Here is a 24,855-nt window from a genome sequence, read left to right on the forward strand (position 1 = left end):
GGTTTGGACGTCCGGGGTGCGCAGGCCCCCGGGATCCCCGGGGAATCCCGCGGGATCCGCTGAAACATTTCCTCCGCCCCGTCGCGTCAATGAGGTGTACGACGGCCGCACCCCGCGGCCGCGAGGGGAGGGAGGGGCATGAGAAAGTCCCGCGCGGACGGGTTCCTGGAGTTCGCCGCCGCACGCACGGGCCCGCTATACCGCTCGGCATGCCTGCTGACCAGCGGAGACACCCATCTCGCCGAGGACCTCACCCAGGAGACCCTCGGCAGGATGTACGCCCTGTGGGGCCGCGTCAACCGGATCGGCAACCCGGCCGCGTACGCCCAGACCGTGCTCGTCCGCACGTTCCTCAGCCACCAGCGGCGCCGCTCGGCCACCGAGCGTCCGCTCGGCGAGCTCCCCGACCGCGCCCCCGACGACGGCGGGGACCCGGCGCTCCGGATCGCCCTGCTCGACGCACTGGCCGGACTCGCCCCCAAGGACCGGGCGGTCGTCGTGCTCCGGTACTGGGAGGACCGGAGCATCGAGGAGACCGCCGACGCCCTGCACGTCAGCTCCGCCGCTGTCCGCACCCGTTCCGTCCGCGCCCTCACCAGGCTGCGGGAACGACTCGGCGGCAGCATCACCGAGTTCGCCGCCCGCTGAGGCGCGAGCGCCGGCCGGCGACCACCGACCACCGGCCGCCCTCCGCTCCCGCCTCGCCGTCTGCCCCCCGTCCCTTCTCTGCCATTCCGAGCCGGGCACCCCCACCCGCAACGCTTCCCCATCCCCTGACCGGAGACGGTGAGTTCGACATGCCCCAGAACGAAAGCCCCCAGCACGAAAGGTTCGAGGACGCGCTCGGCGCGATCCTGCACCGCACCGGCGACGGCTTCGCCGCCGACGACCGCCGCGAACTCGTCGAGGGCGGCGTGCGGCGCGGCAGGCGCCGGCTGGTCCGCCGCCGGCTCGCGGTCGGCGCGGGGGTCCTCGCGCTCGCGGCCGTCACCGTCGGTGGTGTCTACGGCGGTTCGCTGCTGTCGCCCTCCGACGGCGCCTCCTCCGTGGCCGCGCCCCGGCCCACCCCCAGCGTCGACCCCGTCCCCGGGAAGCAGAAGCCCGGGGAGGCGCGGATCCCGGTCGTGGACATCGCCGCCGTCCTCAAGTCCAACCTCCCGGAGGGGAAGTGGGAGATCGACGGGCTCGACGGCTTCGGCCAGTCGCTCACGGCCGTCTACGACGAGGGCAAGGGCCGGGCCGCCGTCACCGTCGGTCTCTTCCGCGCCGGCCCGGGCGAGGCGGGCGAGGACCAGATCGCCTGCCCCGACAAGGTCGCCGTCCCCTATGACGACTGCACCGAGGAGACCGTGCAGGGCGGCGACCGGCTCATGATCCTCCAGGGGTACGAGTACCCCGACAAGCGCGAGGAGACCAAGGCCTGGCGCGCGGTCCTGCTCACCCGGGACGGCATCCTCCTCGACGTCAGCGAGTACAACGCGGCCGCCGAGAAGGGCGCTCCCGTCAGCCGCGAGAACCCGCCCTTCACCCCCGCCCAGCTCAAGGCGCTCGTCACGGCCGACGGCTGGGCCCCGCTGACCGCGCAGCTCCCCGCCCACGTGGACATGTCCGGCGACGGCGGCACGGGCGGCACGGACGCACCCCGGCGGCACGGGGAGCCGGAGTCCGGCGCCGTCCAGAGCACCCTGCGCTCCCTCCTCCCCCAGGGGCTGCAGGTCACGGACGGGGACGGCGGCGGGCAGTCCGCCCACCTGGTCGTCGACGACGGCAAGGGGAAGAGCCTCGTCCAGGTCAACGTCCAGCAGAACATGGCGGACGCGGCCGACGACCTCTTCGGCAGCGGCGACGTCACGACGCTGCCCGACGGCCGCCGGGTCAAGCTCACCCAGCAGCCGGGCGAGAAGGGCGGCGAGGGCGTCGTCTGGTGGACCGCCGACACCATGACGCCGGAGGGCTTCCGCGTCGTCGTGTCCGCCTTCAACGCCGGAACGCAGCACGAGGCGGCCACCCGCCCCGAGCCCGCGCTGACGATGGACCAGCTGAGGTCGATCGCGCTCAGCCTCAGGTGGCAGGTCCTGCCCGTGAAGTGACCGCCGCACCCGGCCCGGGCCCCGCACGCACCCGCGTGCGGGGCCCTTTCGGCCTCCCCCCGCGGGGCCCTTCCTCCGCCCCCCGCGGGCCCTTCCGGCGTCCCCCCGCGGGCCCCTACTTGGCGTCCGCGTACCGCTCGACCGTCGCCACCGTGAACGGGAACCGCACCGGGGTGTCCCCGAACGCGATCCGGCCCGCCTCGTCCCCGGCCGCCCGGATCGCCGCCGTGACCGCCTCCGCCTCGTCCGCCGGACAGTGCACGATCACCTCGTCGTGCTGGAAGAAGACCAGCTCCGCCCGCATGCCGGAGAGCGCGCGCCGGAGCGCCGCCAGCATCAGCAGCGCCCAGTCCGCCGCACTGCCCTGCACCACGAAGTTCCGGGTGAAGCGGCCGCGGGCCCGGGCGTTCCCCGAGGCGTACCCCGGGGTGAACTCGGCCTCCTCCACTGCCGGTTCGCCACCCTCCTGCGGCAGGCCCGCCTCCTCGTCGTCCCCCGCGCCCACCGCCCGCGGGCTCGTCCGGCCGAGCCAGGTCCGGACGAGCCGGCCCTCCTCGCCCGCCTTCGCCGCCTCGTCGACGTAGGCCACGGCGCGCGGGAAGCGGCGGCGCAGCGCCGCCAGGTTCTTGAGGCCGTCGCCGCTGGTCTGCCCGTAGATCGCGCCCAGGAGCGCGATCTTGGCGTGGTCGCGGTCGCCGGAGAACGCCCGGTCCGACAGCCGGGTGTACAGGTCGTCGGGATGCCCCGCGACCTCCATCAGGCCCGGGTCCCGGGAGATCGCGGCGAGCACCCGCGGCTCCATCTGGTCGGCGTCGGCCACGACGAGGCGCCAGCCCCCGTCCGCGACCACGGCCCGGCGGATCACCTTCGGGATCTGCAGGGCTCCGCCGCCGTTGGTCGTCCAGCGGCCGCTGACCGTGCCGCCGGGCAGGTACTCCGGCCGGAACCGGCCGTCGCGCACCCAGTCCTGGAGCCACGACCAGCCGTGCGCCGTCCAGATCCGGTACAGCTTCTTGTACGCGATCAGCGGTGCCACGGCCGGGTGGTCGAGCTCTTCGAGCTCCCAGCGGCGGGTCGACCTCACCCGCACCCCGGCCTGCGCGAAGGCCTTCACCACGTCGGCGGGCAGGTCCGGCCGGACCCGGCGCCCGAACGCCGCCGAGACCTCCTCGGCGAGCTCCGCCAGGCGGCGCGGCTCGCCCCCGCCCGCGTACCGCTCGCCGAGCAGTTCGTGCAGCAGGTCCCGGTGCACGTCCGCCCGCCAGGGCAGGCCCGCCCGGTGCATCTCGGCGGCCACCAGCATCCCCGCGGACTCGGCGGCCGTGAGCAGCCGCATCCTGCCGGGGTGCTCCGCCCGGCCGTGCCGGCGCAGCTGCTCGGCGTAGACGGCGAGGAGCCCGTCGAACGGGACGGAGACGACCGGCCGCGGCTCGAAGAGCGAGTCCTGCGATCCGGGCTCGGCCAGCCGCATCGGAGGGTCGGGAGGCACCGGGGCGTTCCGCAGGCGCGCCCAGGCCGCCGCCGCGGAGCGGGGTTCGCCGAGCCGTCCCTCGTGGCCCAGGAGCAGCTGCTCGGCGTCCTCCACGTCGTAGCACCGCTCGACCCTGACGCCGCCGGCCAGCAGCCGCGGGTACACCTCGGCCGTCGACCGCCACACCCAGCGCGCCACGTCGGGCCTGGCCCGTACGGCCGCGACCAGGTCCGGCTCGCGCCGCACGTCCCCGACGGGCAGCCCGTCCGGGCCGAGGGGCACGAGCAGTGCTCCGTCCCCCTCCGCCTCGGGCGCGAGTGCCCAGCGCTCGGTCCGCTCGGTCATGGGTGCGAGTCTGGCACCCCCCACTGACAGCCCCCGGCAACCACCGCGCCGCGCGGCGCGGGGCGAGGGAGGAGGCTCCGGGCGTAGGGCCAGGAGGCGGCCCGGGCGCGGGGCGGCAGAAGCGGCCCAGGCGCGGGGCGAGGGGGCCCGGGGGCGGGTGAGGGGGCCCGGGGGCGGGTGAGGGGGCCCGGGCGTCACGCCGCCGCGTGGAAGAGGGCCGCCGCCTCGCCGCGGGAGTCGACGCCCAGCTTGTTCAGGATGTTGGCCACGTGGAACTTCACCGTCGACTCGCTGATGTGCAGTTCCTCCGCGATCCGCCGGTTGCGGTGCCCGAGGGCCAGGTGCCGCAGGACCTCCACCTCCCGCTCGCCGAGGCCCGTCAGCGGGTGCGCCGCCTCGACCGGCGCCGCCGGCGCGGCCAGCGGGATCACCGCCGTGAGCGTCGTGCCCCAGCCGGGGACCGCGTCCACGTCGAGGAGGGAGCGCATCGTGACGATCGCCGACGCCGACGCGGAGAAGCACGGGATCGTGTTCTCGGGCGCGTCGGGCGACCCCGAGGCCGTACGGGCCGGACTCGCCGCCCACGCGCGCGCGGCGGCGGCCGGCACCCTCGCCGTCCGGCACGCCGGGACCCTGCCCCTGAAGGAGGCGGCGCGCGCCCAGGAGCTCAGCGAGTCGGGGCACGCGCGCGGGAAGCGGATCCTGTTGCCGTGAGCCGTGAGCCGTGAGCCGTGAGCCGTGAGCCGTGAGCCGTGAGCCGGTGGGCCGTGAGCCGGTGGGCCGTGGGCCGGTGGGCCTGGTCGGGGCGGGCGTAATTCCCGGTGGGGGGCGGGCCGACGGTGGGAGGATCCCTCCGCCGCGCGTGGCGGTCCCGAACCGGAGGGCGACGACGATGTACGCGATATCCCTGGGCGACGACGGCGCGGAGCTGCGGCCGCTCGAACCGTGGCAGGCGGAGGAGTTCCTGGCGCACATGGACCGCGGACGCGCGTTCGTCGGCGCGCGCAACGGCCTGCCGGACGTCGTCACCGACCTGGAGTCCAGCCGGGCGTTCCTCCGGCTGTACGCGGAGAAGGCGGCCGCCGACGCGGGCCGCATCCACGGCATCTGGAGCGACGGCACCCTCGTCGGCGCGGTGATCCTGCGGCAGCTCGACACCGCGCGCGGCACGGCCGAGGCGGGTTGCTGGCTGGAGCCGGCGGCGGTCGGCAGGGGCCTGGTGACCCGGGCGGCCCGGACGCTGATCGACTGGGCGATCGAGGTGCGGGGGATCCACCGCGTCGAGTGGGTGGTCTCCTCCGACAACGCGCCGAGCATCGCGGTGGCCCGCCGCCTCGGCATGAGCAGGGACGCGGTCCTGAGGGACAGCCACCCGTACCGGGGCCGCCGCCACGACGAGGAGGTCTGGTCGGTCCTCGCCCCGGAGTGGCGAGCGGCGAAGACCGCGTCCGCGGGGGACGAACCGGGGCTGGACCGCACGGTCTGAGCCGGGGGCGGGGCGGCCCCGGGCAGCGCGGCCGGTCCCCGGGGATCCGGGCGTCCCGCGGTGGACGGGGCGGTGCGTCCCGCGGTGGACGGGGCGGTGACCCGGCTCCGACCCCGGTCACCGCCCCGTCCGTCCCACCATCGCCGCTCAGCGCGTCAGGCGCCACGCGGGGAGGGCCGACGCGGCGACCGCGACCGTCGCGCACGCACCGGCCGCCGCGCCGACCGTGCCCCAGGGGAGGGCCGCGACCACCGGGGCGGCGAGGGCGGCGAGGGCCGCACCCAGGGTGCCCAGGACGAGCGCGGTCACCGCGAGGCCCAGCAGGGTGCCGATCGCCACGGCGAGGACCGCCTCACCCGTCACCACCCGCAGGATCTGGGCCCGGGTGGCCCCGGCCAGCCGGAGCGAGGCCAGTTCCGCGCCGCGCACGGAGGTCGCCATGAGCAGGGTGTTGGCGAGGCCGATCACCGTGTACACGAGGGCGATGCCGAGGACCAGGACCATGCCGAGCCGGGCCTGCGGGCTGCCGCCGGCCGGGCGCGCGGCCTCGGCCCACGCGTCGGCCGTCCCGACGGTGCCGCCGCTCGCCTCCAGGGCGTGCATCACGGCCGTACCGCCGCCGCGCGCGTCGATCCGGTCGGGGACGGAGCCCGGGGCGTTCGCCCGGGTGACGTACGGGCCGTTGTCGCCGGTGCCGAGCGCGAGGACGGCCGCGACCCGGAGCCGTACCGGGCCGGTCCCGTCGGCCCGCCAGACCTCGACGGTCTCGCCGACCCGGTGCCTCTCGAACTCCTCGTTGACGATGATCGACCGGTCGTCGAGGTCCCGCGGATCGCCGGCGACCACGGGCAGCCGGGTGAGCGCGGCGAAGGCCGCCGGGTCGCCGACGGCCCGCGCCCCGTACTTCACGACCGCCGCGTCCCCGTCCCGTACGAAGACGGAGGTCGGCCCGGTGGGGGAGACGACGGCCCCGGGGGGCGCCGTCACCGGCCGCAGCGAGGGGCCGGCCGCCACGTACTCCGCGGTCGTCTGCTCGCGCGCCTCGGCGCCCTTCGCGCGCGTGACGCCGGTCGCCGAGCCGAAGAGCGTTCCGGCGAGCGCCACGGTGACGAGGACGGGGGCGGCGACAGCGGCGGTGCGGCGGACCGAGGCGGCGCTGTTCTCCCGCACCAGCGTCCCCACCGCACCCGGCAGCCGCGACAGCCGGGCCACCGGGCGGACCAGGAGCGGCGAGAGCAGCGCGATGCCGGTGATCAGGAGCATCGGGAGGGTCGTGTACGTCTTCCGCTTGAGCAGCGCGGACGGGTCCGTGACGTACGTCCAGACGAGAAGGCCGAGACCGCCGAGGAGCAGCCCCGTACCGAGCACGGCCCGGCCCGCGGGCAGGGTGTCGGTGTCGACGTCCGCGGCGCGGAGCGCGGCCGTCGGGCCGACCTTCCCGGCCCGCCGGGACGCGGCGAGCGCCCCCGCAAGGGCGACCGTCAGGCCCGTCCAGAACGCGGCGTGGAACGGCCAGACCGGGCCGCCGACCGTGAACCACGCGGGCGCGAGGCCGCCGTCGACGAGGAGCCGGGCGAGCAGCGGCGCACCGGCCGCGCCGAGCGCGCACCCGGCCGCGGAGGCCAGGACGCCGAGCGCCGCGGCCTCGGCGAGCAGGAGCCTGCGGATCTGTCCCGGAGTCGCTCCGGCGGTTCTCAGCAGGCCGAACTCGCGGCGGCGCAGGGCGACGGCGAAGGCGAACGTGGAGGCGACGACGAAGACGGAGACGAAGGCGGTGACGCCTCCCGCGGTGCCGAGGAGGGCGTTGACGCCGACGAGCGCGTCGGCGTCCCGGTCGGGGTCGTGGTCGGCGCGTCGCCGTTCGTCACCGGTGAGGACCTGGGCACGATCTCCGACGAGGGCCCTGACCTCGGCGGCCGGGGCGTCGACGCCGACGGCGTCGGGCGCATCGGTGCGGGCGGTGGGGGCGGGATCCGAGGGGTTCCGGTCACCGGTGGTGACGGTCCAGCGGGCCCGCAGCTCGCGCAGCAGTCCTCCGTCCACAGGCTGTGGACGGTCGAGTCGCTGTGCCACGGACGCCGTGCCGGGCCCGCGGCGCACGTCGAGCGTCAGCCGGTCCTGACCCTGGACGACGACGGGCGAGGAGGCGAACCGCTGCGGAGGGCGCTCGGGGGCGTGGAAGGTCGCGGACAGCCCGAGGCCCGTGGTGGCGAGCAGACCGACGCCGAGGGCGAGGGCGACGAACCCGCCGAGGAAGGAGGCCCAGCGGGCGCGGAGGCCGGAGAGGACGACGGTCAGCACGCGGCGCTCCCGGGGATGACGCTTCCGGCGGTGCTGCTTCCGGCGGTGCTGCTTCCTGTGGTGACGTTCCCGGCGGTGGTGCCAGTGGCGGCGGTGCGAGCCGGCGCCGGGCGGGCCGCCGGCTCGGCCATCGGCGCGGTCGTCTCCAGCGCGGTCATCCGCGCCGCGACCGTCTCGACCGTCGGCCCCGGCAGCTCGCCCGCCACCCGCCCGTCGACCAGGAAGACCACGCGGTCGGCGCGGGCCGCCGCCACCGGGTCGTGGGTGACCATGACGATCGTCTGACCGTCCCGGTCGACCAGCTCCCGCAGCATGTCGAGCACCTCGCGGCTCGTCGTGGAGTCGAGCGCGCCGGTCGGTTCGTCGCCGAAGAGGACCGCCGGCCGGGTGATCAACGCCCGTGCGATCGCCACCCGTTGCTGCTGTCCGCCCGACAACTCGCCCGGCCTGCGGCGTTCCCGCCCCGCGAGCCCCACGCGGGCCAGCGCCTCCCGCACCTCCGCACGGGCCGGGCGGCGGCCCGCGAGCCGGAGGGGCAGGGCGACGTTCTGCGCGGCGGTGAGGGCGGGCAGCAGGTTGAAGGACTGGAAGACGAAGCCGATCCGGTCGCGCCGCAGCAGGGTCAGCCGCCGCTCGCTCAGCCCTTCCAGCGCGACCCCGCCGACCTCCACCCGCCCGGACGTCGGCCGGTCGAGCCCGGCCGCGCACTGGAGCAGGGTGGACTTGCCGGAGCCCGAGGGGCCCATGACGGCGGTGAAGGTCCCGGCACGGAAGTCGAGGTCGACGCCGTCCAGGGCCCGGACGTCCCGGTGGTGGCGGGTGAGTCGGCGGAGTCGTACGGCGATGGTGGTGGCCGGTGTGACGGGTGTGGTGGGAGCGTTCGGGAGCGTCGAGGTCATGCCTCCAGCGAACCGTTTCCGCGTCTGCCGATCACGACCACTGCCGGGTGTCCCGGGGGTATGCCTGGCCCTACCCCCCCCGGTCCCCCGTCCCCCTCCTTCGAGCGGACGCTGTACGCCCACGTCACCCCCGGCGACCCCGTCCCTCCGCGGGCCGGATCAGCCGTCCGCCCGCACCGCCTTCACGAACACGTCCAGCGCGCCGAGCGGTTCGCGTCCGCCCAGGAGGGCGCGCAGGTCGCTCTCCACCCCCGTGCCGTCCAGGAAGCCGTGGGCGATCGCCGAGTACGTGCTCGCCAGCATCGGCACCTGGAACGGCGCCGCACCGGACGCGGCGAGCGCGGCGCGGGCGTCGGCGAGGGTGCCGGGGGCGTACACCGCGCCCAGGGCCGCCGCGAGGTCGTCGCCGCCGAGGGCGCGCTCGCCGACCAGCTCGTACACCCGGTTCCGGTGGGCGGCCGGGGCCGTCGCGACCGAGACGGCGATGTCGGCGAGGTCCGCGCGGGCGACGGCGGCGAGGCGGCCGCGGCCCAGCGGGCCGGTGATCCGGTTCTCCGCGTCGGGCGGGGCGATCCAGGCCAGGAGCTCGGCGTAGAGGCCGTTGCGGAGGATCGTCCAGTCGAGGACGGGGGAGTTCCGCAGCCGCCGCTCGGTCCACCGGTGGGCGAGCGCGTACGTGAGGTGGTCGCCGTCGCCGGAGAGGCTGGTGTAGACGACGTGGCGGACGCCCGCGGCCTCCGCGGCCGACAGAGCGGCCTCGTGGCGGGCCACGACCGTGTCGTCCTCGCCGTAGCCCGCGGACGAGCAGCAGCGTCTCCACGCCGGAGAAGGCCTCCGGCAGCGTCCCGGGCGCGTCGAAGTCGAGGCGGCGGGTGCCGAGCAGCCCGGCGCGCGTGCCGAGGACGACGTCCGGCCGGCCCGCGAGCCGGTCGGCCACGAGCGAGCCGAGGGCTCCGGAGACACCGGTGACGAGCAGCATGCTTCCCCCTGGGAACGTGGTGAGGACGTGGTGGCTGAGACCATCGTGGGGGGACGGGGCAGATCGCGTAAGGAGGCACATCGATGTCCGAGGGGCACACGGAGGTAACCACGGAACCCCTGGTGAGCTGCGCGGAGGACTGCGGGGTGCGGGACGTCCAGGACCGGCTCGGCGACAAGTGGACCGTGCACGTGGTCGTCGAACTCGCCGCGGGGCCGCGGCGGTTCAGGGAGCTCCAGCGGCTCGTCACCGGGATCTCGCAGCGGATGCTGACCCTCACCCTGCGCCGGCTCGAACGCGACGGCCTCGTCTCGCGGACGGTGTACCCGACCACGCCTCCGCAGGTCGAGTACGCCCTGACGGAGACCGGCCACAGCATGACCCACCTGATCAAGCAGCTCGTCGACTGGTCGCTCGATCACCGCTCGGTGATCGCCCGGTCGCGCGAGGCATGGGACGCGAGGACGGCGTGAACACCAGGAACACCCGCGGTACCGGCGACGCCCGCGGTACCGGCGACGCCCGCGGTGCCGGCCGCGCCGACGGCAGGAGCGGCGCCGGCCGCACCGGCGACACCGGGGGCACGATCGGCAGGGCCTTCGAGGCGCTGTACGCACACGACGACGCGTCCCTCGACACGGCGGCGTCGCTGCTGGCCGCCGACCGGGGCGCCGACGCGGAACTGACCCGGCGCGGCGAGGAGTTCCTGCGGACCCTCTGGACGCGCGGCTGGCAGCCCGCCGACCTCGTACGGATCGCCCGCCGCGACCTCTCCGACGAGCACCTCCGGTTCCTGAGCGGCCTGGTCCTGGCCGAGACGGCCCGCTACGAGACGCTGCCGCACCGCTGGCGGGCCCAGCTCGACGAACTGGACGGGACGCCCGGCCGGCCGACGGACCGCTTCTCGTCCGCGACGACGGTCCTGGAGGTGTACCGGCTCCTGGTGCGGCTGCCGCGGCTGGACGCGGTCGGCCCGGTGCCGGGGGAGGCGCTGCCGCCGGCGGCGGCCGGGGAGCCGCGGATGCTGACCCGGATCCGGGCGCTGCTCGCGAAGGCGGAGGCGACGGGGTACCCGGAGGAGGCGGAGGCGCTCACCGCCAAGGCGCAGGAGCTGATGGCCCGGCACAGCCTGGACGGGGCGACGCTCGCGGCGGGGGCGCCCTCCCCGGAGACGCCGGGGGCCGTCCGGATCGGGGCGGAGCCGCCGTACGAGCAGGCCAAGGCGATCCTGCTCGACGCGGTGGCGACGGCGAACCACTGCCGGGCCGTGTGGAACGAGGCGTACGGCTTCTCGACGGTGGTCGGCTTCGAGGCCGACCTCGACCCGGTGGAGTTGCTGTACACGTCGCTCCTCGTGCAGGGGACGGCGGCGATGACGCGGGCGGAGGCCGAGCAGCGGGCGGGCGGCCGGAAGCGCACGAAGTCGTTCCGGCAGTCGTTCCTGCTGGCGTACGCGAACCGGCTCGGCGCGCGGCTCGCGGCGACGTCCCGCCGGGTGGCGTCCGAGGCCCCGACCCTGCTGCCCGCGCTCGCCTCCCGGGACCTGGCGGTCACCACCCGCACGGACGAACTCTTCCCGGAGACCCGCGCCACGCGCGTGCGTGCGGCCTGGGACGAGGACGGCTGGAACCACGGCGCCTCGGCGGCGGACCGGGCGGGCCTCCACCCGGGACGCCGGGGGGTGGAGGGCCGCGGCTGAACCGGGCCGGCCCGGCCCGGCCCGGCCCGGCCCGGTCCGGCCCGGCCCGGCCCGGTCCGGTCCGGTCCGGCCCGGACGGGTCGGGAGGGCCGGGTGGTCCGGCACGACCTGGGGGCCGGGCGGGCCCGGGGGCCGGGCGGTCTGGCGCGGCTTGGGGGCCGCGGGGTTGCGTTGCCGGGCGCGGCAGGCAGGCCGGGCTGGCCTTGGACATCGGGTGAGCCGGGCCGGGCTGGTCTTGGTTGCCGGTGCGCCAGGTCGGGCGGGCTGGACGGCCGGGCGCGGCAGCCAGATCGTGGCGGATCCGGTGGGACCCGATGGGATCCGGCGGGACCCGGTGAGGTCCAGTGGGATCCGGCGGGATCCGGGCCCACGCGACCCCGGCGCTCGGGCGGAATGCCCGGTTATGCCCGATCGCGGATACGCTCGGGGCATGAGCTGGCTCCGGGCGTTGAGGGAGACCGCCCGCTCCGGGCTCACCGTCGAGCGGCAGCGGCTGGACCCCGTGATCGCCGCCCGCGCCGCCCTCGGTCTCGCCCTCGTCGTCGGCTTCTCGCTCGCCGTCTTCGGGCCGGCCGTCGCCGCCTCCTCCGCCTTCGGCGCCTTCCAGGCGGCCATCGCCACCTTCCAGCGCTCCTGGCGCCCCCGCCCCACCCTCGCCCTGGCCTCCGGCGCCAGCCTCGCCGTGTCGACCTTCCTCGGCTACCTCACCGTCTCCCACGAGCCCCTCTTCCTCGCCCTGCTGATGCTCTGGACGTTCCTCTCGGGGCTCGCCTGGGCCGCCGGCCCCACCGCCGGCATGATCGCCTCCTCCAACGTGGCGATCATGCTGGTGACCGTCACCCTCCCCTCCTCCGTCGCCACCGCCGCAGGCCACGCCGCCATGATCTTCGCCGGCGGCGTGGTCCAGGCGGCCCTGGTCGTGCTGCTCCCCGTCCGCCCCTGGGGCGCCCAGCGCGACGCCCTCGCGGACGCGCTCGCCGCCGAGGCGGACTACGCGCGCCGCCTCCGCCACGACCCGGTCGCCCCGTTCGACCCCCTGCCCCTCATGCACGCCCGCAGCGCGGCCGCCGTGACGCCCGGGCAGGCCCGCCGCCGCCCCGCGGAGCTGCACGGCGCCCGCGGCCTCGCCGAACGCATCCGCCCGGTCCTCGCCTCGCTCGCCGACCCGGCCGTCGGCGTCCCCGAGGAAGGCCCCGCACGCGCGCACGTGCGGGAGATGCTCGGGGCGACGGGCTCCGTCCTGGACGCCGCCGCGCACGCGATCCGGCACGGCGAGCCGGTCGACCTCCCCGAACCCGCCCTCGCCGCGCTCCACAGCCGCGACACCCTCTCGCTCCTGCACGGGCCGCCGCGCCGCGCCGCGATCCGCCTCGTCGCGCTCCTCGGCGACGTGGTCGACACGGCCGAGCCGAGGACCGAGACCTCGGGGCCCGGCGCCACCGCCCGGACCCGCCCCTCCCTGGTCCGCCTCGCGCCGCTCGTCCTGGTGAAGGCACGCGCCGAACTGCGCCGCGACTCACCGGTCCTGCGCCACGCGATCCGCGTCTCCGCGGTCACGGCCGCCGGCTACCTGCTGGGCGCGGTCCTCCCCCTCGGTCACGGCTACTGGGCGCCGATGGCCTCGGTGATGGTGATGCGCCCGGACTTCTCCCAGACGTACGCGCGCTCGGTGGCCCGGTTCGGCGGCACCCTCGTCGGGGTGGCGCTGGCGACGGCGGTCGTGCAGTCCTCCCACCCGGGCGTGTACCTGTCGGCGGGCCTCGCGGTCGTCTGCGCCTTCGGGATGTACCTGTTCATCCGCACGGGATACGCCGCGAGTCAGGTCTTCGTCGCCGCGTACGTCGTCTTCCTGCTCGGCATGGAGGGCGTGGGCATCAGCCAGACCGTGCGGGACCGGGTGACGCTGACCCTGATCGGCGGGCTCCTCGCGATGCTGGCGTACGCCGTCTACCCGGCCTGGGAGACGCCCCGGCTGCGCGGCCGGCTCGCGGACTGGCTGGCCTCGGTCGGCCGGTACGCGGCCGTCGTCGTCGCGCGGTACGCCGACCCGATGGGGCCCGGCAGCCCCGACGTGCGCGAGGCGCTCCTCGACACCCGGGCGGCGCGCGTCGCCTGGCAGGAGGCGGTGGAGCGCGCGACGCACGAGCCGGTGCGGCACCGGGGCCTCTCGCACGCGGCGGCCGAGCAGGCCGACCACGCGCTCGCGGAGTTCGGGCGGGTGGCGATGCTCATGGAGGCGCACCTGCCGGAGCCGGGCGCCCCGCCCGTGCCGGCCGCCGCGACCCTGGCGGAGGCGCTGCGGCACGCGACGGAGCGGGGCGCCAAGCAGGTACGGGAGCGCAGGCCGCCGGAGTGGGACGAGCTGCGCGAGACCCTCGACGCCTGGTCCGACGAGGCGCCGGACCACTTCCTGCTGCACAAGGGCGCGGTGCTCGTCCTGGAGGCCCTGGACGAGGTCACGACGGCGCTGACCGACTCCACGCGGGCGCGTGCGCGGTAGCCCCGGTCCGCCCCGCCTCCCCTGCCAGGCCTCCCCTGCCCCGCCTCGCCCCGCCGACCCTTCCCCGCTCCCCGCCTCGGCCCGCCGACCCTTGCCCACCCGGCCCGGCCCGCCCCGCCCCGTATGAATTTCGCGAGCATGTCATCCGGCATACGGCCCGGAGGAGTTGATGAGGGAAGAGGGGCGCGGCACACGCGGTCCTCCACCGACATCGCATCACGGGGAGCAACCGCATGAAGAAGCACTGGCCGGCGGCCGTCGGCGGCGTGGCCGTCGTGGCCGCCGTGGCGATCGCGGCACCGTCGGCCGTGGGAGCGCCCACCGGGATCCGCGCGGAGACCGGGACCCGCGCGGCCTCCACGGCCGCCACCGCCTCCGCAGCGGTCCGCCCCGCGGCCCCCGCGGCCACCCCGGCCGCCGCCGTCGCGCCGGACAGGGACCCGGTCCGCACCGTCCGCCCCGGACAGCGGGTGGACGCGGGACGCGGCTTCACCGTCTGGCTGACCCGCGAGGGCAAGCACTGGACGGGCCCGGACGGCTACGAGAACTTCCGCAGCGTCGTCGACGGCAACATCGACCGCTCCGAGCCCGGTGTCAGCCACCAGAGCGAGGGCGACGCGACCGGCGTCTTCCACTCCGGGGTCTACTACGGCACCCGGAAGGCGGGCCGCGTCGAGCTGAGCGACGCCGAGGGCCACCGGACCGTCGCCACCCTCCTCGCGCTCCCGGGCCGGCCGGACTGGGGCGTCTGGTACGCCCACACCGGGCCGTCGGCGGGGAACGGCGGCGGCAGCCTCGGCGTCACCCTCTACGACCGCGCGGGCCGGCTCCTGGCCGAGCTCCCGGGCTTCGACGTCCCGACCGGCCGCGGCTGACCGCGGCAGCGAGACGTGGCGGGGCCCGGCACGGGGCGGGCCCCGCCACCCCCTTCCGGCCGTCCGGCGGCCGACCGCTCCACCGTCCACCGCCCACCGACCGATCGCGAGGTCCGGCACCGTGCCGTACGAGTCCGCCCCCCAGGTCACCGAGGCCACCGGCACGCCCGGAGCCGGCGGCCCGACCGGGACCCCGGCCGCCGCAGGGGCGCGCGGCGCCTCCGCCACCGGGATCGGCGGGCCCGCCGGGACGCGCCACAGGACCGGCGGAACCGGAACCGGAACCGGGACCGCCCGCCGTACGGGCGAGGGCGGCGGCCCCGTCGAGGACGACGGCTTCACGGAGTTCGCCGTCGGCGCCTGGCCGCGTCTCGTGCGCACCGCCCGGCTCCTGACCGGGGACTTCCACGAGGCCGAGGACCTGGTGCAGACGACGCTGGCCAAGGTGTACGCGCGGTGGCGGCGGATCCCCCGCGGGGAGGTCGACCTCTACGTGCGCCGGGCGCTGATCAACAACAACCTCAGCCGGGTCCGCCGGAAGCGGGTCGTCCACCTCCTGACCCCGGTCCTGCCGGAGTCGCTGCGCCACACCTCCGCGGGGCACGCGGAGACGGTCGAGCAGCGCACCGCGCTGCTGGCCGCGTTAGCCGACCTGACCGCCCGCCAGCGCGCGGTCATGGTGCTCCGCTACTGGGAGGATCTGACCGAGCAGGAGATCGCGAGCGTCCTCAACTGCTCGATCGGCACGGTCAAGACCCACGCCCGCCGCGGCCTGGCCGCGCTGCGCGCCCACCCCGGGCTCGCCGCCGCCCCCGCCCCGCCCCTCCCCGCCCCGACCGGAGCCCGACGATGACCCCCGCACGGCCGACGACGCCTCCCGATCCCCGTCCGGATCCCGACCCCCGTCCGGATTCCGACCCCCGTCCGGACCCCGATCCCCGTCCCGACTCCGACGTCCGCGCGGCGTTCGCGCGGGCGGCCGCGGAGGTCGTCCCGGGTCCGCTGCCGCTGGCGGCCGTCCGGCGTGCGGGCCGGGCGCGCCGGCGGCGCCGTACGACCGCGCTGTCGGCGGGCTCGGTGCTCGCGGTCGCGACGGCCGTGGTGGCCGTCGTCGTCCTGACCCCCGTCCTGCCGTCCCCGCCGGCCGGCGGACCGGCCAGGGTCGTCGTCCCGCCGGCCGTGGTCCCGACCTCCTCGCCGCCCGTCCGCACGAGCGCGACGCCGCGTCCGCCCGCGCCGACCCCGGTCAGGACCGTCGCCTCCGGCGAGCGGGTGGACGCCGGGAAGGGCTGGCGGGTCTGGCTGACGGCGGAGGGCAAGCACTGGACCGGGCCGGACGGCTACGAGAACACGCGCAGCGTCACCGACGGGAACGTCGGCCTGGGCGCTCCGGGCGTCAGCCACCAGAGCGAGGGGGGCCCGAAGGGCGCCTTCCACTCGGGGCTCTACTACGGCACCCGTTCCGCGGGCCGCGTCGAGCTGAGGAACGCCGGGGGCCGCACGGCGGTCGCGACCCTGCTCGAACTGCCGGGCCGGCCGGGCTGGGGCGTCTGGTACGCGCACACCGGGCCGGGGATGGGCGAGGTCGCCACGGTGCTGTACGACCGCGCGGGCAAGGTCCTCTCCGAGCTGCCCCTGCTGCCGCGGGGCGACCGGCCCTGACGGCACGGCGGGGCGTCCGGCGGGAGGCCGCGACCCGTAGGGTGAGGGGCGGCCGGGACGCTGTACCCGCTGGTAGCACGCTCTGTCGCGTAGCCGCTACGCCACCCCCCGTGCACGTGCATCTGCTCATGCACCGGCATATGAACACAGCTATGATCCGAGGAAGTTGACACCTGCACCAAGCAACTCGGGGAGCTACCAGTGCATCATGCGCATCGTGCGTACAACGGCATGGCGGCCACGGAGCTGCGGGGCGTCGTGTGGCAGAAGAGCAGGCACAGCAACTCCCAGGGATCGTGCGTGGAGTTCGCGAAACTGCCCGGGGGAAACGTTGCCGTACGCAACTCGCGCCACCCCGAAGGGCCCGCCCTCGTCTACACGCCCGCGGAGATCGAAGCTCTCCTGCTCGGGGTCAAGGACGGGGAGTTCGACCACCTAGTGTGAGTGCGTCGCGGGTGCGCGGACCACGTACCCGCACGGAGAGGGCCCCGGCGGTCTCGCCGCCGGGGCCCTTTCGCGTCGGTACGCGGACGCGTGCGGCTACTCCGGGCCGACCCGGAACAGCGCCCACACGACCTTGCCCCGCAGCGTGCCGGCCAGGGGATGCCACCCCCAGCTGTCGCTGAACGAGTCCACGAGGAACAGCCCCCGGCCCGACTCGGCGGAGAAGTCCTCCTCACCGCCGCGCGCCTCCGGGCTCTCCCGGCTGGGGTCGCGCACGGCGCACACCAGGCGTGAGGACCAGCGCATCAAATGCAGGCGAACCGGCGGATTCTGGCCTTCCTCCTGTGGCGCGTCGGAGGGCACCGCATGCCGCAGCGCGTTGGTGACGAGCTCGGAGACGACCAGGGCCACGTCGTCGAAGCGCTCGGTCAGCTCCCAGCGGTCGAGCGTGGCGCTGGTGAACTTGCGGGCCCCGCGGACGGCTTCGTACCGCGCGGGCAGAGCGCAGGAGGCGGAGGTGGAGACGGCGCCGGGATCGATCGGCGGAAGGCCCTGCCGTAACGGCTCGAGCACGGTCGATCCATTCGTCCCCATGCGAGGCACTCCCGGGAATCGCGACTGTGGTGCGACAACACGACAACACGAACGAGTACGCGGCTGCGCGGGGTCCATGGTTCCGAATGCGACCACTGGATGCAAGGGCAGATGCACGTGCACGCGCCGGACCTGTCCGTCCACGTGCCTAATCTGTGCATAAGTCGTCCGGTGCCGGAGGGGAACTTTCCGCGACTGCCCGGAACTCGCCGTCTTTCCGTAATCGAATGTGTACGCGCTGAAGCGTTTGGTGGCAGAATCCGGGGCTCGACGGGGGCTCGACACCGTAAGGGGAGGCTGGGAGCCGTGACCGCAGGCGAATCGGGCGGAGCGAGCGGGAGTGTGGTGCGGCGCATCCTGCTGGGCTCACAGCTGAGGCGGTTGCGCGAGTCGCGCGGGATCACCCGCGAGGCGGCCGGCTACTCGATCCGCGCGTCCGAATCCAAGATCAGCCGTATGGAGTTGGGTCGGGTGAGCTTCAAGGCGCGGGACGTCGAGGACCTGCTCACGCTGTACGGGGTCGGGGACGAGGCCGAGCGCGGCTCGCTCCTCGGGCTCGCCCGCGAGGCCAACGTGGCCGGCTGGTGGCACAGCTTCGGCGACGTCCTGCCCGGCTGGTTCCAGACCTACGTCGGCCTGGAGGGCGCCGCCTCCCTCATCCGCGTTTACGAAGTGCAGTTCGTCCACGGCCTGTTGCAGACCGAGGCCTACGCCCAGGCCGTCGTCACCCGGGGCATGCCCGACGCCCCCGCCGCCGAGATCGACCGCCGCGTCGCGCTCCGCCTCGAACGCCAGAAGGTCCTCGTCTCCGAGCGCGCCCCGCAGTTCCACGCCGTCCTCGACGAGGCCGCGCTGCGCCGCCCCTACGGCGACCGGTCCGTGATGCGCGGCCAGTTGAGGCACCTCATCGAGGTCTCCGAGCACCCGGGCGTCACGCTCCAGGTGATGCCCTTCAGCTTCGGCGGGCACGCCGGCGAGAGCGGCGCCTTCACGATGCTGAGCTTCCCCGAGTCCGACCTCTCCGACATCGTCTACCTGGAGCAGCTCACCAGCGCCCTCTACCTCGACAAGCGCGAGGAGGTCGGCCAGTACCAGCGGGTGATGGAGCGACTGCAGAAGGAAGGGCCCGATCCGGCCGAAAGCCGTGATCTTCTGCGAGGGCTCCTCCAACTCATCTGACACATCAGTACGATGACGTGACATCAGTTCCGACGATTCGGCGTTTCGGCGTCACTTCTGTCATCCGTGCGGAAGTAGAGCGGGTAGAGGGGTCTCGATCCATGTCGCACTTCACCGACCTGGCCCACCAGTACATCGACGGCGAGTGGAAGCCCGGCAGCGGCTCCTGGGACATCATCGACTTCAACCCGTACACCGGGGAGAAGCTCGCGTCGATCACGGTCGCCACCGCCGGTGAGGTCGACCGCGCCTACCGCGCGGCGGAGCGCGCCCAGACGGAGTGGGCCGAGACCAACCCGTACACCCGCCGGCTCGTCTTCGAGCGGGCCCTGCGGATCGTCGAGGACCGCGAGGAGGAGATCGCCGAGACGATCGTCGCGGAGCTCGGCGGCACCCGGCTCAAGGCCGCGTTCGAGCTGCACCTCGCGAAGGAGTTCCTGCGCGAGGCGGTGCAGCTCGCACTGCGTCCCGAGGGCCGCATCCTGCCGTCCCCGGTCGACGGCAAGGAGAACCGCGTCTACCGCGTCCCGGTCGGCGTCGTCGGTGTGATCTCCCCGTTCAACTTCCCCTTCCTGCTGTCGATCAAGTCGGTCGCCCCCGCGCTGGCCCTCGGCAACGCCGTCGTCCTCAAGCCGCACCAGAACACCCCGATCTGCGGCGGCACCCTCGTCGCGAAGGTCTTGGAGGAGGCCGGTCTGCCGGCCGGCCTGCTGAACGTCGTCGTCACCGACATCGCCGAGATCGGCGACGCGCTCCTGACCCACCCGGTCCCGAAGGTCATCTCCTTCACGGGCTCCGACAAGGTCGGCCGGCACGTCGCCACGGTCTGCGCGCAGAACTTCAAGCACGCCGTCCTCGAACTCGGCGGCAACAGCGCCCTCATCGTCCTCGACGACGCCGACGTCGACTACGCCGTCGACGCGGCCGTCTTCAGCCGCTTCGTGCACCAGGGCCAGGTCTGCATGGCCGCCAACCGCATCCTCGTGGACCGGACGGTCGAGGAGGAGTTCACCGAGAAGTTCGTGGCGAAGGTGAAGACCCTGCGTGTCGGCGACCCGGCCGACCCCGCCACCCACATCGGCCCGCTCATCAACTCCCAGCAGGCGGAGGCCGTCTCCACGCTCGTCGACCAGACGGTCGCGGGCGGCGCGACGGCCCTGCTGCACGGCACGGTCGACGGCAACCTCGTCTCCCCGTCCGTCCTCACCGGCTTCGCCCCGGACGCGGCGGTCCTGGGCCAGGAGATCTTCGGGCCGGTCGCCCTGATCGTCCCCTTCGACGGCGAGGAGGAGGCCGTCCGGATCGCCAACGACACCCCGTACGGCCTCAGCGGCGCCGTCCACACGGGGGACGTCGAGCGGGGCGTGCGGGTGGCCAAGCGCATCCACACCGGCATGATCCACATCAACGACGGCACCGTGCACGACGAGCCGATCGTGCCCTTCGGCGGCGAGAAGCACTCGGGCATCGGACGGCTCAACGGCGAGGCGATGGTGGAGAGCTTCACCACCCAGAAGTGGATCTCGATCCAGCACGGCCGGAGCCGGTTCCCCTTCTAGGACAGTGGTTGTCCGCAAGGGTCCGTAGCGTGAGGGGTGTCGAGAAGGTCCGGGGTCACCCGGGCCGGACGGCATCGGCGATTCGGCGACGGAAGGCGGACATCATGGTGGCTCTCGTTCCCACGGAGACCCACGGCGACGAGTGCGGAGCGCTCCTCAACTTCGTCGAGGCCCAGCGTGCCGCGATCCGCCGCTCACTCCTCGGCCTCACCGAGGAGCAGGCGGCCGGCCGGCCCAGTGCCAGCGAGCTCAGCCTCTCCGGGCTGCTCAAGCACGTCGCCGAGGTCGAGCTGAACTGGCTCCGGCTGGCGCAGCAGAAGCCGAACGAGCGGCAGCGCAGCCAGGAGACCTGGAGCGAGGGCTTCCGGCTGGTGGAGGGGGAGACGGTCCCGGAGATCGTGGAGTTCTGGGCGGGCGTGGCGAAGGAGACCGAGGAGTTCGTCCGTTCGGTGCCGAGCCTGGACGACACCTTCCCGCTGCCCGAGGCGCCCTGGTTCCCCGCGGGCGGACGGGTCTCGATCCGCTGGATGCTGCTCCACCTGGTCCAGGAGGCGGGCCGGCACGCCGGGCACGCCGACGTCATCCGCGAGTCCCTGGACGGCAAGGGATCCTTCGAGCTGATCGCGGCGGAGCAGGGCCGGGGCTGAGGCCTCGCGGTCGGCGCCGCCACCCGGCGCCACCGCGCGCGTACCCTGGTCAAAATTGACTAGGAGGTACGGCGATGTCGGCGATCCGGCTGCTGGTCCTGGGTGCGGTGAAGCAGCACGGGCGCGCCCACGGCTACCAGGTCCGCAACGACCTGGAGTTCTGGGGCGCGCACGAGTGGTCCCACGCCAAGCCCGGCTCGATCTACCACGCGCTCAAGCAGATGGCGAAGCAGGGACTGCTGCACGCGCACGAGGTGGCGCCGAGCGCGGTGGGCGGGCCGCCCCGCGTCGAGTACGAGCTGACGGAGCAGGGGCTCGACGAGTACTTCGCGTTGCTGCGGGAGGCGCTGACCACGTACGACCAGAAGATGGACGTCCTGTCGGCGGGCATCGGCTTCATCGTGGACCTGCCCCGGGACGAGGCCGCGGAACTGCTGCGGCGGCGGGTGCGGGCGCTGGACGAGTGGCGGGCCGCGGTGACCGAGTACTACACGCCGGAGGGCGGTCCCGGTCAGCTCGGGCACATCGGCGAGATCATGCACATGTGGGTCCACTCGGCGGACGCCGGCAAGGAGTGGACGCTCGGGCTGATCGAGCGGATCGAGTCCGGGGCGTACGTGTTCGCCGGCGAGGGCGACCCCTTCGTCGGGGTCCTCGCGGAGGGCGAGGAGAACCCCTACGCGACCTGACCGGGTGCGGCGCGGTCGGGGGCGGCTCGGTCGGGTGCCGGAGAGGTCGGGAGCCGGCGCGGTCAAGTGCCGGCGAGACATACTGATCAGGAAGACAGCTAATCAAGTTTGACTAACCCTCCCGCAGGGCATACCTTGCTCCGGCGGCGGAGGCTGATCAAATTTGACTAAGTCGATTCACGGAGGAAACGACATGGGAACGACCGGGGACGCGATCCTCGTGGAGGGCGCGCGCAAGCGGTACGGCGAGAAGGAGGCCCTGGCCGGACTCGACCTCACGGTCCGGCGCGGCACCGTCCACGGCCTGCTCGGGCCCAACGGCGCGGGCAAGACGACGACCGTACGGATCATGGCCACCCTCCTGCGCCACGACGAGGGCCTGGTGCGGGTGGCGGGGCACGACGTACGGACCGAGGCGCGGGAGGTGCGGCGGCGGATCGGGCTGCTCGGGCAGCACGCGGCCCTCGACGAGGAACTGGGCGGCCGGCAGAACCTGGAGATGTTCGGGCGGCTCCACCACTTGGGCGCGCGGCGCGCGGGCACGCGGGCCGACGAGCTCCTGGAGCGCTTCGGCCTCACCGACACCGGCCGCAAGCCGGTCAAGCAGTTCAGCGGCGGCATGCGGCGGCGCCTCGACCTGGCGGCCTCGCTCATCACGGAGCCCGAGGTGCTCTTCCTCGACGAGCCCACGACCGGACTCGACCCACGCGGGCGCGGTGAGGTCTGGGAGTCGGTCCGCTCGCTCGTCGGCGGGGGCACCACGGTGCTGCTGACCACGCAGTACCTGGAGGAGGCCGACCAGCTCGCCGACCGGATCTCCGTGGTGGACCAGGGGAGGGTCGTGGCCGACGGCACGCCCGGCGAGCTCAAGGCGCTGGTCGGCGCGGACCGCATCGACGTGGTCGTACGGGACGGGGCACGGCTCGACGAGGCCGCCGGGCTGCTGCCCGTCCCGCGCGCGGGGGTGCGCGTGGACGCCGACCGGCGGCTGCTCAGCGCGCCGGTGGCGGACCGGATGGCCTCGCTCACCGAGACCGTGCGGGCCCTGGGGGAGGCCGGGATCGAGGCGGAGGACATCGCCCTGCGGCGACCGACCCTGGACGAGGTCTTCCTGCACCTGACGGACCGGGACGAGGCCCCGCGACGGGCCGTGGCACAGGAGGTGACGGCATGAGCGCCGCGTACGTGGTGGGCGACTGCTGGACCATGACCCGCCGGGAGCTGGCGCGCTGGGCGCGCCAGCCCGTGCAGGTCCTGGTCGGGCTCGTGTTCCCGGTGATGATGCTGCTGATGTTCGGCTACCTGGTCGGCGGCGGCCGGAGCGTCGACGGGGACTACGTCGACTTCCTGGTGCCCGGCATGCTCACGCTGACCATGGTCTTCGGGCTCGAAGGCACCATGACGGCGGTCACGCAGGACCTCAACAAGGGCGTCATCGACCGGTTCCGGTCCATGCCGATGACCGGCGGGGCGGTCCTCGTCGGGCGCGCGGCGGCCGACATGCTCCAGTCGGCGGTGGGACTGCTCGTGATGGTCGGCGTCGGCTACGCGATCGGCTGGCGGGCCGACCGCGGCCTCGGGAACACCCTGGGGGCGCTGGGACTGCTGCTCCTGCTGCGCTTCGCGATGCTGTGGATCGGGATCTTCCTCGGGCTGGTCGCGGGGCGCGCCGAACTGGTGCAGGCGGTGCAGATCCTGGTCTGGCCCGTCGGCTTCCTCTCCAACGCCTTCGCCTCGCCCGAGTCGATGCCGGGCTGGCTCGGCACGTTCGTGCAGTGGAACCCGATGTCGGCGACCGCGACGGCGGTCCGCGACCTCTTCGGAGGGCCCGGCGGCGAGCCGGGCCATGTCTGGGCGGCGGTGGTGTGGCCGCTGGCGCTGGTCGCGGTCTTCTTCCCGCTGGCGGTACGGAGGTTCGGCCGGCTGGGGAAGTAGTGGCGCGCAGGTGGGAACCCGGAGGCGGTGAGCGGTGTATTGAAGGCAGCGGTTCACCGCGGACCGCCCGGGGAGGACAGGGGGACGTGCGATGCGCAGGGGCGTGGGAGGAGCCGTCGGCGCCGTCGTGGCGCTGGTGCTGGCGGTGCTGAGCGGGTGCGCGGGAGCGAAGTCGGGAGGGGAGGACGGGGGTTCGGGGAGGCCGGGGGCCGCGGCGGGACGGGGGTCACCGGAGGGAGCGGGCGCCGCGTCGGACTCGGCCTTCCCGGAGGGCCGGGATTCTTCGGAGGGGGCGGGGCCGTCGGCGGAGCAGGGATTCCCTGAAGGCCCCGGTTCCTCGGGAGCGGCGGGCGGACGGCCGGCGGGGGAGCCGGATGCGGGGCTCTTCGGGGCGCCGCCCCGGATCCCCTCGACGGAGGGGCTGCCCGGCCGGGCGCACAGTCTGGGCTTCGCCCGGGACGGCAGCGGCTTCGCGCTGCTCGCCTCCTGCGTCGGTGACCCGGCGGCCCCGGAGAACGGCTTCTGCCGCCAGCACGTGGCCGTCCTGGACGCCGGAGCGGGGGAATGGGTGCTGCGGCGGTCCCCGCTGCCCCGGGTGACGGGGACCGACGGCGTCTCGTCGCAGCTGACGGCCCTCGGCCCCGGGCGGGCGCTCGTCGAGGAGGGCGGCGCCGGACCCCGGGACCGGACGTGGTTCACGAAGGACGGCGGACGGACCTGGCGGGCGGGCGACACCCGTACGGTCGGGACCACCCCGGAGATACCCGCCGGGGCGGTGCTCGGCACGGACTGCGCCGAGCCGGCCGGGGCGCTGCCGGACGACTGTCGGCGGCACCGGCTCGTGGTGGTCTCCCCGGAGGACGGCCGGAGGCGGGCGCTGGCCCGGGTGCCGCTCCTCGGCGACCGCCCCCGCCCCCAGGAGCAGCCGGAGCCCGACGGCTCCTGGTGGGTCTCGGGCACGGACCCGCGGTCGGGGCGGGCGGCGGTCGCCGTCTCCCGGGACGGGGGCCGCGGCTGGACGGTCGCCCGGCTGCCCGGCCCGACCGCGGAGCCCGGCCGGTACACGGCGGTGGCGGTGGGCAGGGACGCGGTGTACGCGGCGGAGATGGGGGAGCTGAGGGGCGGGGAGCCCGTCAAGAACCCGATGAGGGCGCTGCACCGCTCGGTGGACGGCGGCAGGACCTGGCTGCGGATGTGGACGACGGGACCGAGCGAGCAGCCCCGCACGCTGCTCGGCCTGCCGGTGCCCGGACCCGGCGCGCGGGTGGAGATCGGCGCGGAGCTCTCCGGGTACCGGAGCACCGACGGGGGCCGGACGTTCGCCCGGCTCGCCGACGGCTCCCACCACACCCGCCGCACCCCCCTGGGCCTTCTGCGCGAGAACTCACCCTGCGGCTACGCGCTGACCGAGGACGGGGCCCGCTGGTCGACGTTCCACCTGGCCTGCGAAACCCGGCCGGGCGCCTGACGGGCGGGGGGCGGCTGCTCCGGGCGCGGCGGG

General features: G+C 75.1%; 24 protein-coding genes. 18 read left to right on the forward strand and 6 right to left on the reverse strand.

Annotation, left to right across the window (positions count from 1 at the left end; genetic code table 11):
* Window positions 1-138: 138 nt before the first annotated feature.
* Entirely contained in the window at window positions 139-648 is a 510-nt protein-coding gene (locus tag ACF09E_RS24125; RefSeq protein ID WP_392206941.1) for a SigE family RNA polymerase sigma factor, read from the forward strand.
* 149 nt (window positions 649-797) lie between these two features.
* Entirely contained in the window at window positions 798-2,090 is a 1,293-nt protein-coding gene (locus ACF09E_RS24130; protein WP_392206942.1) for a hypothetical protein, read from the forward strand.
* Between the two features lie 115 nt (window positions 2,091-2,205).
* Here the strand turns inward: ACF09E_RS24130 and ACF09E_RS24135 are convergent, their stop codons facing one another.
* Window positions 2,206-3,906, reverse strand: a complete 1,701-nt coding sequence (locus ACF09E_RS24135; protein ID WP_392206943.1) for a bifunctional 3'-5' exonuclease/DNA polymerase — start codon at window positions 3,904-3,906, stop codon at window positions 2,206-2,208.
* 194 nt (window positions 3,907-4,100) lie between these two features.
* Window positions 4,101-4,394 (reverse strand): response regulator transcription factor, encoded by a 294-nt coding sequence (locus ACF09E_RS24140; RefSeq protein WP_392206944.1) that lies wholly within the window; start codon window positions 4,392-4,394, stop codon window positions 4,101-4,103.
* Between the two features lies 1 nt (window position 4,395).
* Here ACF09E_RS24140 and ACF09E_RS24145 point away from each other — a divergent pair, with 1 nt between their 5' ends.
* Entirely contained in the window at window positions 4,396-4,620 is a 225-nt protein-coding gene (locus ACF09E_RS24145) for a zinc-binding dehydrogenase (protein WP_392206945.1), read from the forward strand.
* Window positions 4,621-4,798: 178 nt separating this feature from the next.
* The gene (locus tag ACF09E_RS24150; protein ID WP_392207100.1) at window positions 4,799-5,392 is read left to right on the forward strand and encodes a GNAT family N-acetyltransferase; all 594 of its coding nucleotides are present in this window, start codon (window positions 4,799-4,801) and stop codon (window positions 5,390-5,392) included.
* A gap of 147 nt (window positions 5,393-5,539) precedes the next feature.
* Here ACF09E_RS24150 and ACF09E_RS24155 read toward each other — a convergent pair whose 3' ends face one another.
* The 3 genes from ACF09E_RS24155 to ACF09E_RS24165 all read right to left on the reverse strand — a co-directional run bounded on the left by ACF09E_RS24155 (window position 5,540) and on the right by ACF09E_RS24165 (window position 9,363).
* Window positions 5,540-7,693 carry an FtsX-like permease family protein gene (locus tag ACF09E_RS24155; protein ID WP_392206946.1) on the reverse strand — a complete coding sequence of 718 codons (2,154 nt, stop codon included), beginning with the start codon at window positions 7,691-7,693 and terminating at the stop codon, window positions 5,540-5,542.
* Window positions 7,687-8,592 (reverse strand): ABC transporter ATP-binding protein, encoded by a 906-nt coding sequence (locus ACF09E_RS24160; RefSeq protein WP_392206947.1) that lies wholly within the window; start codon window positions 8,590-8,592, stop codon window positions 7,687-7,689. The genes ACF09E_RS24155 and ACF09E_RS24160 overlap by 7 nt, the downstream gene beginning before the upstream one ends.
* A gap of 159 nt (window positions 8,593-8,751) precedes the next feature.
* The gene (locus ACF09E_RS24165; RefSeq protein ID WP_392206948.1) at window positions 8,752-9,363 is read right to left on the reverse strand and encodes an NAD(P)H-binding protein; all 612 of its coding nucleotides are present in this window, start codon (window positions 9,361-9,363) and stop codon (window positions 8,752-8,754) included.
* A 291-nt stretch (window positions 9,364-9,654) separates the two neighbouring features.
* Here ACF09E_RS24165 and ACF09E_RS24170 point away from each other — a divergent pair, with 291 nt between their 5' ends.
* The 7 genes from ACF09E_RS24170 (at window position 9,655) to ACF09E_RS24200 (ending at window position 16,751) form a co-directional block, all read left to right on the forward strand.
* Complete coding sequence (locus ACF09E_RS24170) at window positions 9,655-10,044, forward strand: helix-turn-helix domain-containing protein (RefSeq protein ID WP_148001339.1); 390 nt, start codon at window positions 9,655-9,657, stop codon at window positions 10,042-10,044.
* The gene (locus tag ACF09E_RS24175) at window positions 10,041-11,270 is read left to right on the forward strand and encodes a DUF2786 domain-containing protein (RefSeq protein ID WP_392206949.1); all 1,230 of its coding nucleotides are present in this window, start codon (window positions 10,041-10,043) and stop codon (window positions 11,268-11,270) included. The genes ACF09E_RS24170 and ACF09E_RS24175 overlap by 4 nt, the downstream gene beginning before the upstream one ends.
* 430 nt (window positions 11,271-11,700) lie before the next feature.
* Window positions 11,701-13,770: an FUSC family protein gene (locus ACF09E_RS24180; RefSeq protein WP_392206950.1), complete on the forward strand. Its 2,070-nt coding sequence runs from the start codon at window positions 11,701-11,703 to the stop codon at window positions 13,768-13,770.
* A gap of 233 nt (window positions 13,771-14,003) precedes the next feature.
* A complete protein-coding gene (locus ACF09E_RS24185; protein ID WP_392206951.1) occupies window positions 14,004-14,645 on the forward strand; it encodes a hypothetical protein in 642 nt (213 codons plus the stop codon).
* Between the two features lie 121 nt (window positions 14,646-14,766).
* Window positions 14,767-15,498, forward strand: coding sequence for a SigE family RNA polymerase sigma factor (locus ACF09E_RS24190; protein WP_392206952.1), 732 nt, complete (start codon window positions 14,767-14,769; stop codon window positions 15,496-15,498).
* Entirely contained in the window at window positions 15,495-16,307 is an 813-nt protein-coding gene (locus ACF09E_RS24195) for a hypothetical protein (RefSeq protein ID WP_392206953.1), read from the forward strand. Before ACF09E_RS24190 ends, ACF09E_RS24195 begins: the two co-directional genes overlap by 4 nt.
* 231 nt (window positions 16,308-16,538) lie before the next feature.
* Window positions 16,539-16,751 (forward strand): DUF397 domain-containing protein, encoded by a 213-nt coding sequence (locus ACF09E_RS24200; RefSeq protein ID WP_173861569.1) that lies wholly within the window; start codon window positions 16,539-16,541, stop codon window positions 16,749-16,751.
* Between the two features lie 96 nt (window positions 16,752-16,847).
* Here ACF09E_RS24200 and ACF09E_RS24205 read toward each other — a convergent pair whose 3' ends face one another.
* The gene (locus ACF09E_RS24205) at window positions 16,848-17,345 is read right to left on the reverse strand and encodes an ATP-binding protein (protein WP_392206954.1); all 498 of its coding nucleotides are present in this window, start codon (window positions 17,343-17,345) and stop codon (window positions 16,848-16,850) included.
* 306 nt (window positions 17,346-17,651) lie between these two features.
* Here ACF09E_RS24205 and ACF09E_RS24210 point away from each other — a divergent pair, with 306 nt between their 5' ends.
* From ACF09E_RS24210 to ACF09E_RS24240, 7 genes are all read left to right on the forward strand, one after another.
* Window positions 17,652-18,524, forward strand: coding sequence for a helix-turn-helix transcriptional regulator (locus ACF09E_RS24210; RefSeq protein ID WP_148003630.1), 873 nt, complete (start codon window positions 17,652-17,654; stop codon window positions 18,522-18,524).
* A 101-nt stretch (window positions 18,525-18,625) separates the two neighbouring features.
* Complete coding sequence (locus tag ACF09E_RS24215) at window positions 18,626-20,083, forward strand: aldehyde dehydrogenase family protein (RefSeq protein WP_388801450.1); 1,458 nt, start codon at window positions 18,626-18,628, stop codon at window positions 20,081-20,083.
* Between the two features lie 104 nt (window positions 20,084-20,187).
* The gene (locus ACF09E_RS24220; RefSeq protein ID WP_361861789.1) at window positions 20,188-20,730 is read left to right on the forward strand and encodes a DinB family protein; all 543 of its coding nucleotides are present in this window, start codon (window positions 20,188-20,190) and stop codon (window positions 20,728-20,730) included.
* Between the two features lie 74 nt (window positions 20,731-20,804).
* Window positions 20,805-21,419, forward strand: coding sequence for a PadR family transcriptional regulator (locus ACF09E_RS24225; RefSeq protein WP_392206955.1), 615 nt, complete (start codon window positions 20,805-20,807; stop codon window positions 21,417-21,419).
* 193 nt (window positions 21,420-21,612) lie between these two features.
* Window positions 21,613-22,593, forward strand: a complete 981-nt coding sequence (locus ACF09E_RS24230) for an ATP-binding cassette domain-containing protein (protein WP_392206956.1) — start codon at window positions 21,613-21,615, stop codon at window positions 22,591-22,593.
* On the forward strand, window positions 22,590-23,354 hold the full coding sequence (locus tag ACF09E_RS24235; protein ID WP_392206957.1) for an ABC transporter permease: 765 nt from the start codon (window positions 22,590-22,592) through the stop codon (window positions 23,352-23,354). Before ACF09E_RS24230 ends, ACF09E_RS24235 begins: the two co-directional genes overlap by 4 nt.
* A 91-nt stretch (window positions 23,355-23,445) precedes the next feature.
* Window positions 23,446-24,822, forward strand: a complete 1,377-nt coding sequence (locus tag ACF09E_RS24240) for an exo-alpha-sialidase (protein WP_392206958.1) — start codon at window positions 23,446-23,448, stop codon at window positions 24,820-24,822.
* The last annotated feature ends 33 nt before the right edge of the window (window positions 24,823-24,855 follow it).

Source organism: Streptomyces sp. NPDC014891 (assembly GCF_043081085.1).
Classification (GTDB): Bacteria; Actinomycetota; Actinomycetes; order Streptomycetales; family Streptomycetaceae; genus Streptomyces.

Excerpts from the sequence above, each read along its gene's own strand:
- ACF09E_RS24125 (WP_392206941.1), top strand. The coding sequence starts at position 139 with ATGAGAAAGTCCCGCGCGGACGGGTTCCTGGAGTTCGCCGCCGCACGC.
- ACF09E_RS24130 (WP_392206942.1), top strand. The coding sequence starts at position 798 with ATGCCCCAGAACGAAAGCCCCCAGCACGAAAGGTTCGAGGACGCGCTC.
- ACF09E_RS24135 (WP_392206943.1), bottom strand. The coding sequence starts at position 3,906 with ATGACCGAGCGGACCGAGCGCTGGGCACTCGCGCCCGAGGCGGAGGGG.
- ACF09E_RS24140 (WP_392206944.1), bottom strand. The coding sequence starts at position 4,394 with ATGCGCTCCCTCCTCGACGTGGACGCGGTCCCCGGCTGGGGCACGACG.
- ACF09E_RS24150 (WP_392207100.1), top strand. The coding sequence starts at position 4,799 with ATGTACGCGATATCCCTGGGCGACGACGGCGCGGAGCTGCGGCCGCTC.
- ACF09E_RS24160 (WP_392206947.1), bottom strand. The coding sequence starts at position 8,592 with ATGACCTCGACGCTCCCGAACGCTCCCACCACACCCGTCACACCGGCC.
- ACF09E_RS24170 (WP_148001339.1), top strand. The coding sequence starts at position 9,655 with ATGTCCGAGGGGCACACGGAGGTAACCACGGAACCCCTGGTGAGCTGC.
- ACF09E_RS24180 (WP_392206950.1), top strand. The coding sequence starts at position 11,701 with ATGAGCTGGCTCCGGGCGTTGAGGGAGACCGCCCGCTCCGGGCTCACC.
- ACF09E_RS24185 (WP_392206951.1), top strand. The coding sequence starts at position 14,004 with ATGAAGAAGCACTGGCCGGCGGCCGTCGGCGGCGTGGCCGTCGTGGCC.
- ACF09E_RS24195 (WP_392206953.1), top strand. The coding sequence starts at position 15,495 with ATGACCCCCGCACGGCCGACGACGCCTCCCGATCCCCGTCCGGATCCC.
- ACF09E_RS24200 (WP_173861569.1), top strand. The coding sequence starts at position 16,539 with ATGGCGGCCACGGAGCTGCGGGGCGTCGTGTGGCAGAAGAGCAGGCAC.
- ACF09E_RS24205 (WP_392206954.1), bottom strand. The coding sequence starts at position 17,345 with ATGGGGACGAATGGATCGACCGTGCTCGAGCCGTTACGGCAGGGCCTT.
- ACF09E_RS24215 (WP_388801450.1), top strand. The coding sequence starts at position 18,626 with ATGTCGCACTTCACCGACCTGGCCCACCAGTACATCGACGGCGAGTGG.
- ACF09E_RS24220 (WP_361861789.1), top strand. The coding sequence starts at position 20,188 with ATGGTGGCTCTCGTTCCCACGGAGACCCACGGCGACGAGTGCGGAGCG.
- ACF09E_RS24225 (WP_392206955.1), top strand. The coding sequence starts at position 20,805 with ATGTCGGCGATCCGGCTGCTGGTCCTGGGTGCGGTGAAGCAGCACGGG.
- ACF09E_RS24230 (WP_392206956.1), top strand. The coding sequence starts at position 21,613 with ATGGGAACGACCGGGGACGCGATCCTCGTGGAGGGCGCGCGCAAGCGG.
- ACF09E_RS24235 (WP_392206957.1), top strand. The coding sequence starts at position 22,590 with ATGAGCGCCGCGTACGTGGTGGGCGACTGCTGGACCATGACCCGCCGG.
- ACF09E_RS24240 (WP_392206958.1), top strand. The coding sequence starts at position 23,446 with ATGCGCAGGGGCGTGGGAGGAGCCGTCGGCGCCGTCGTGGCGCTGGTG.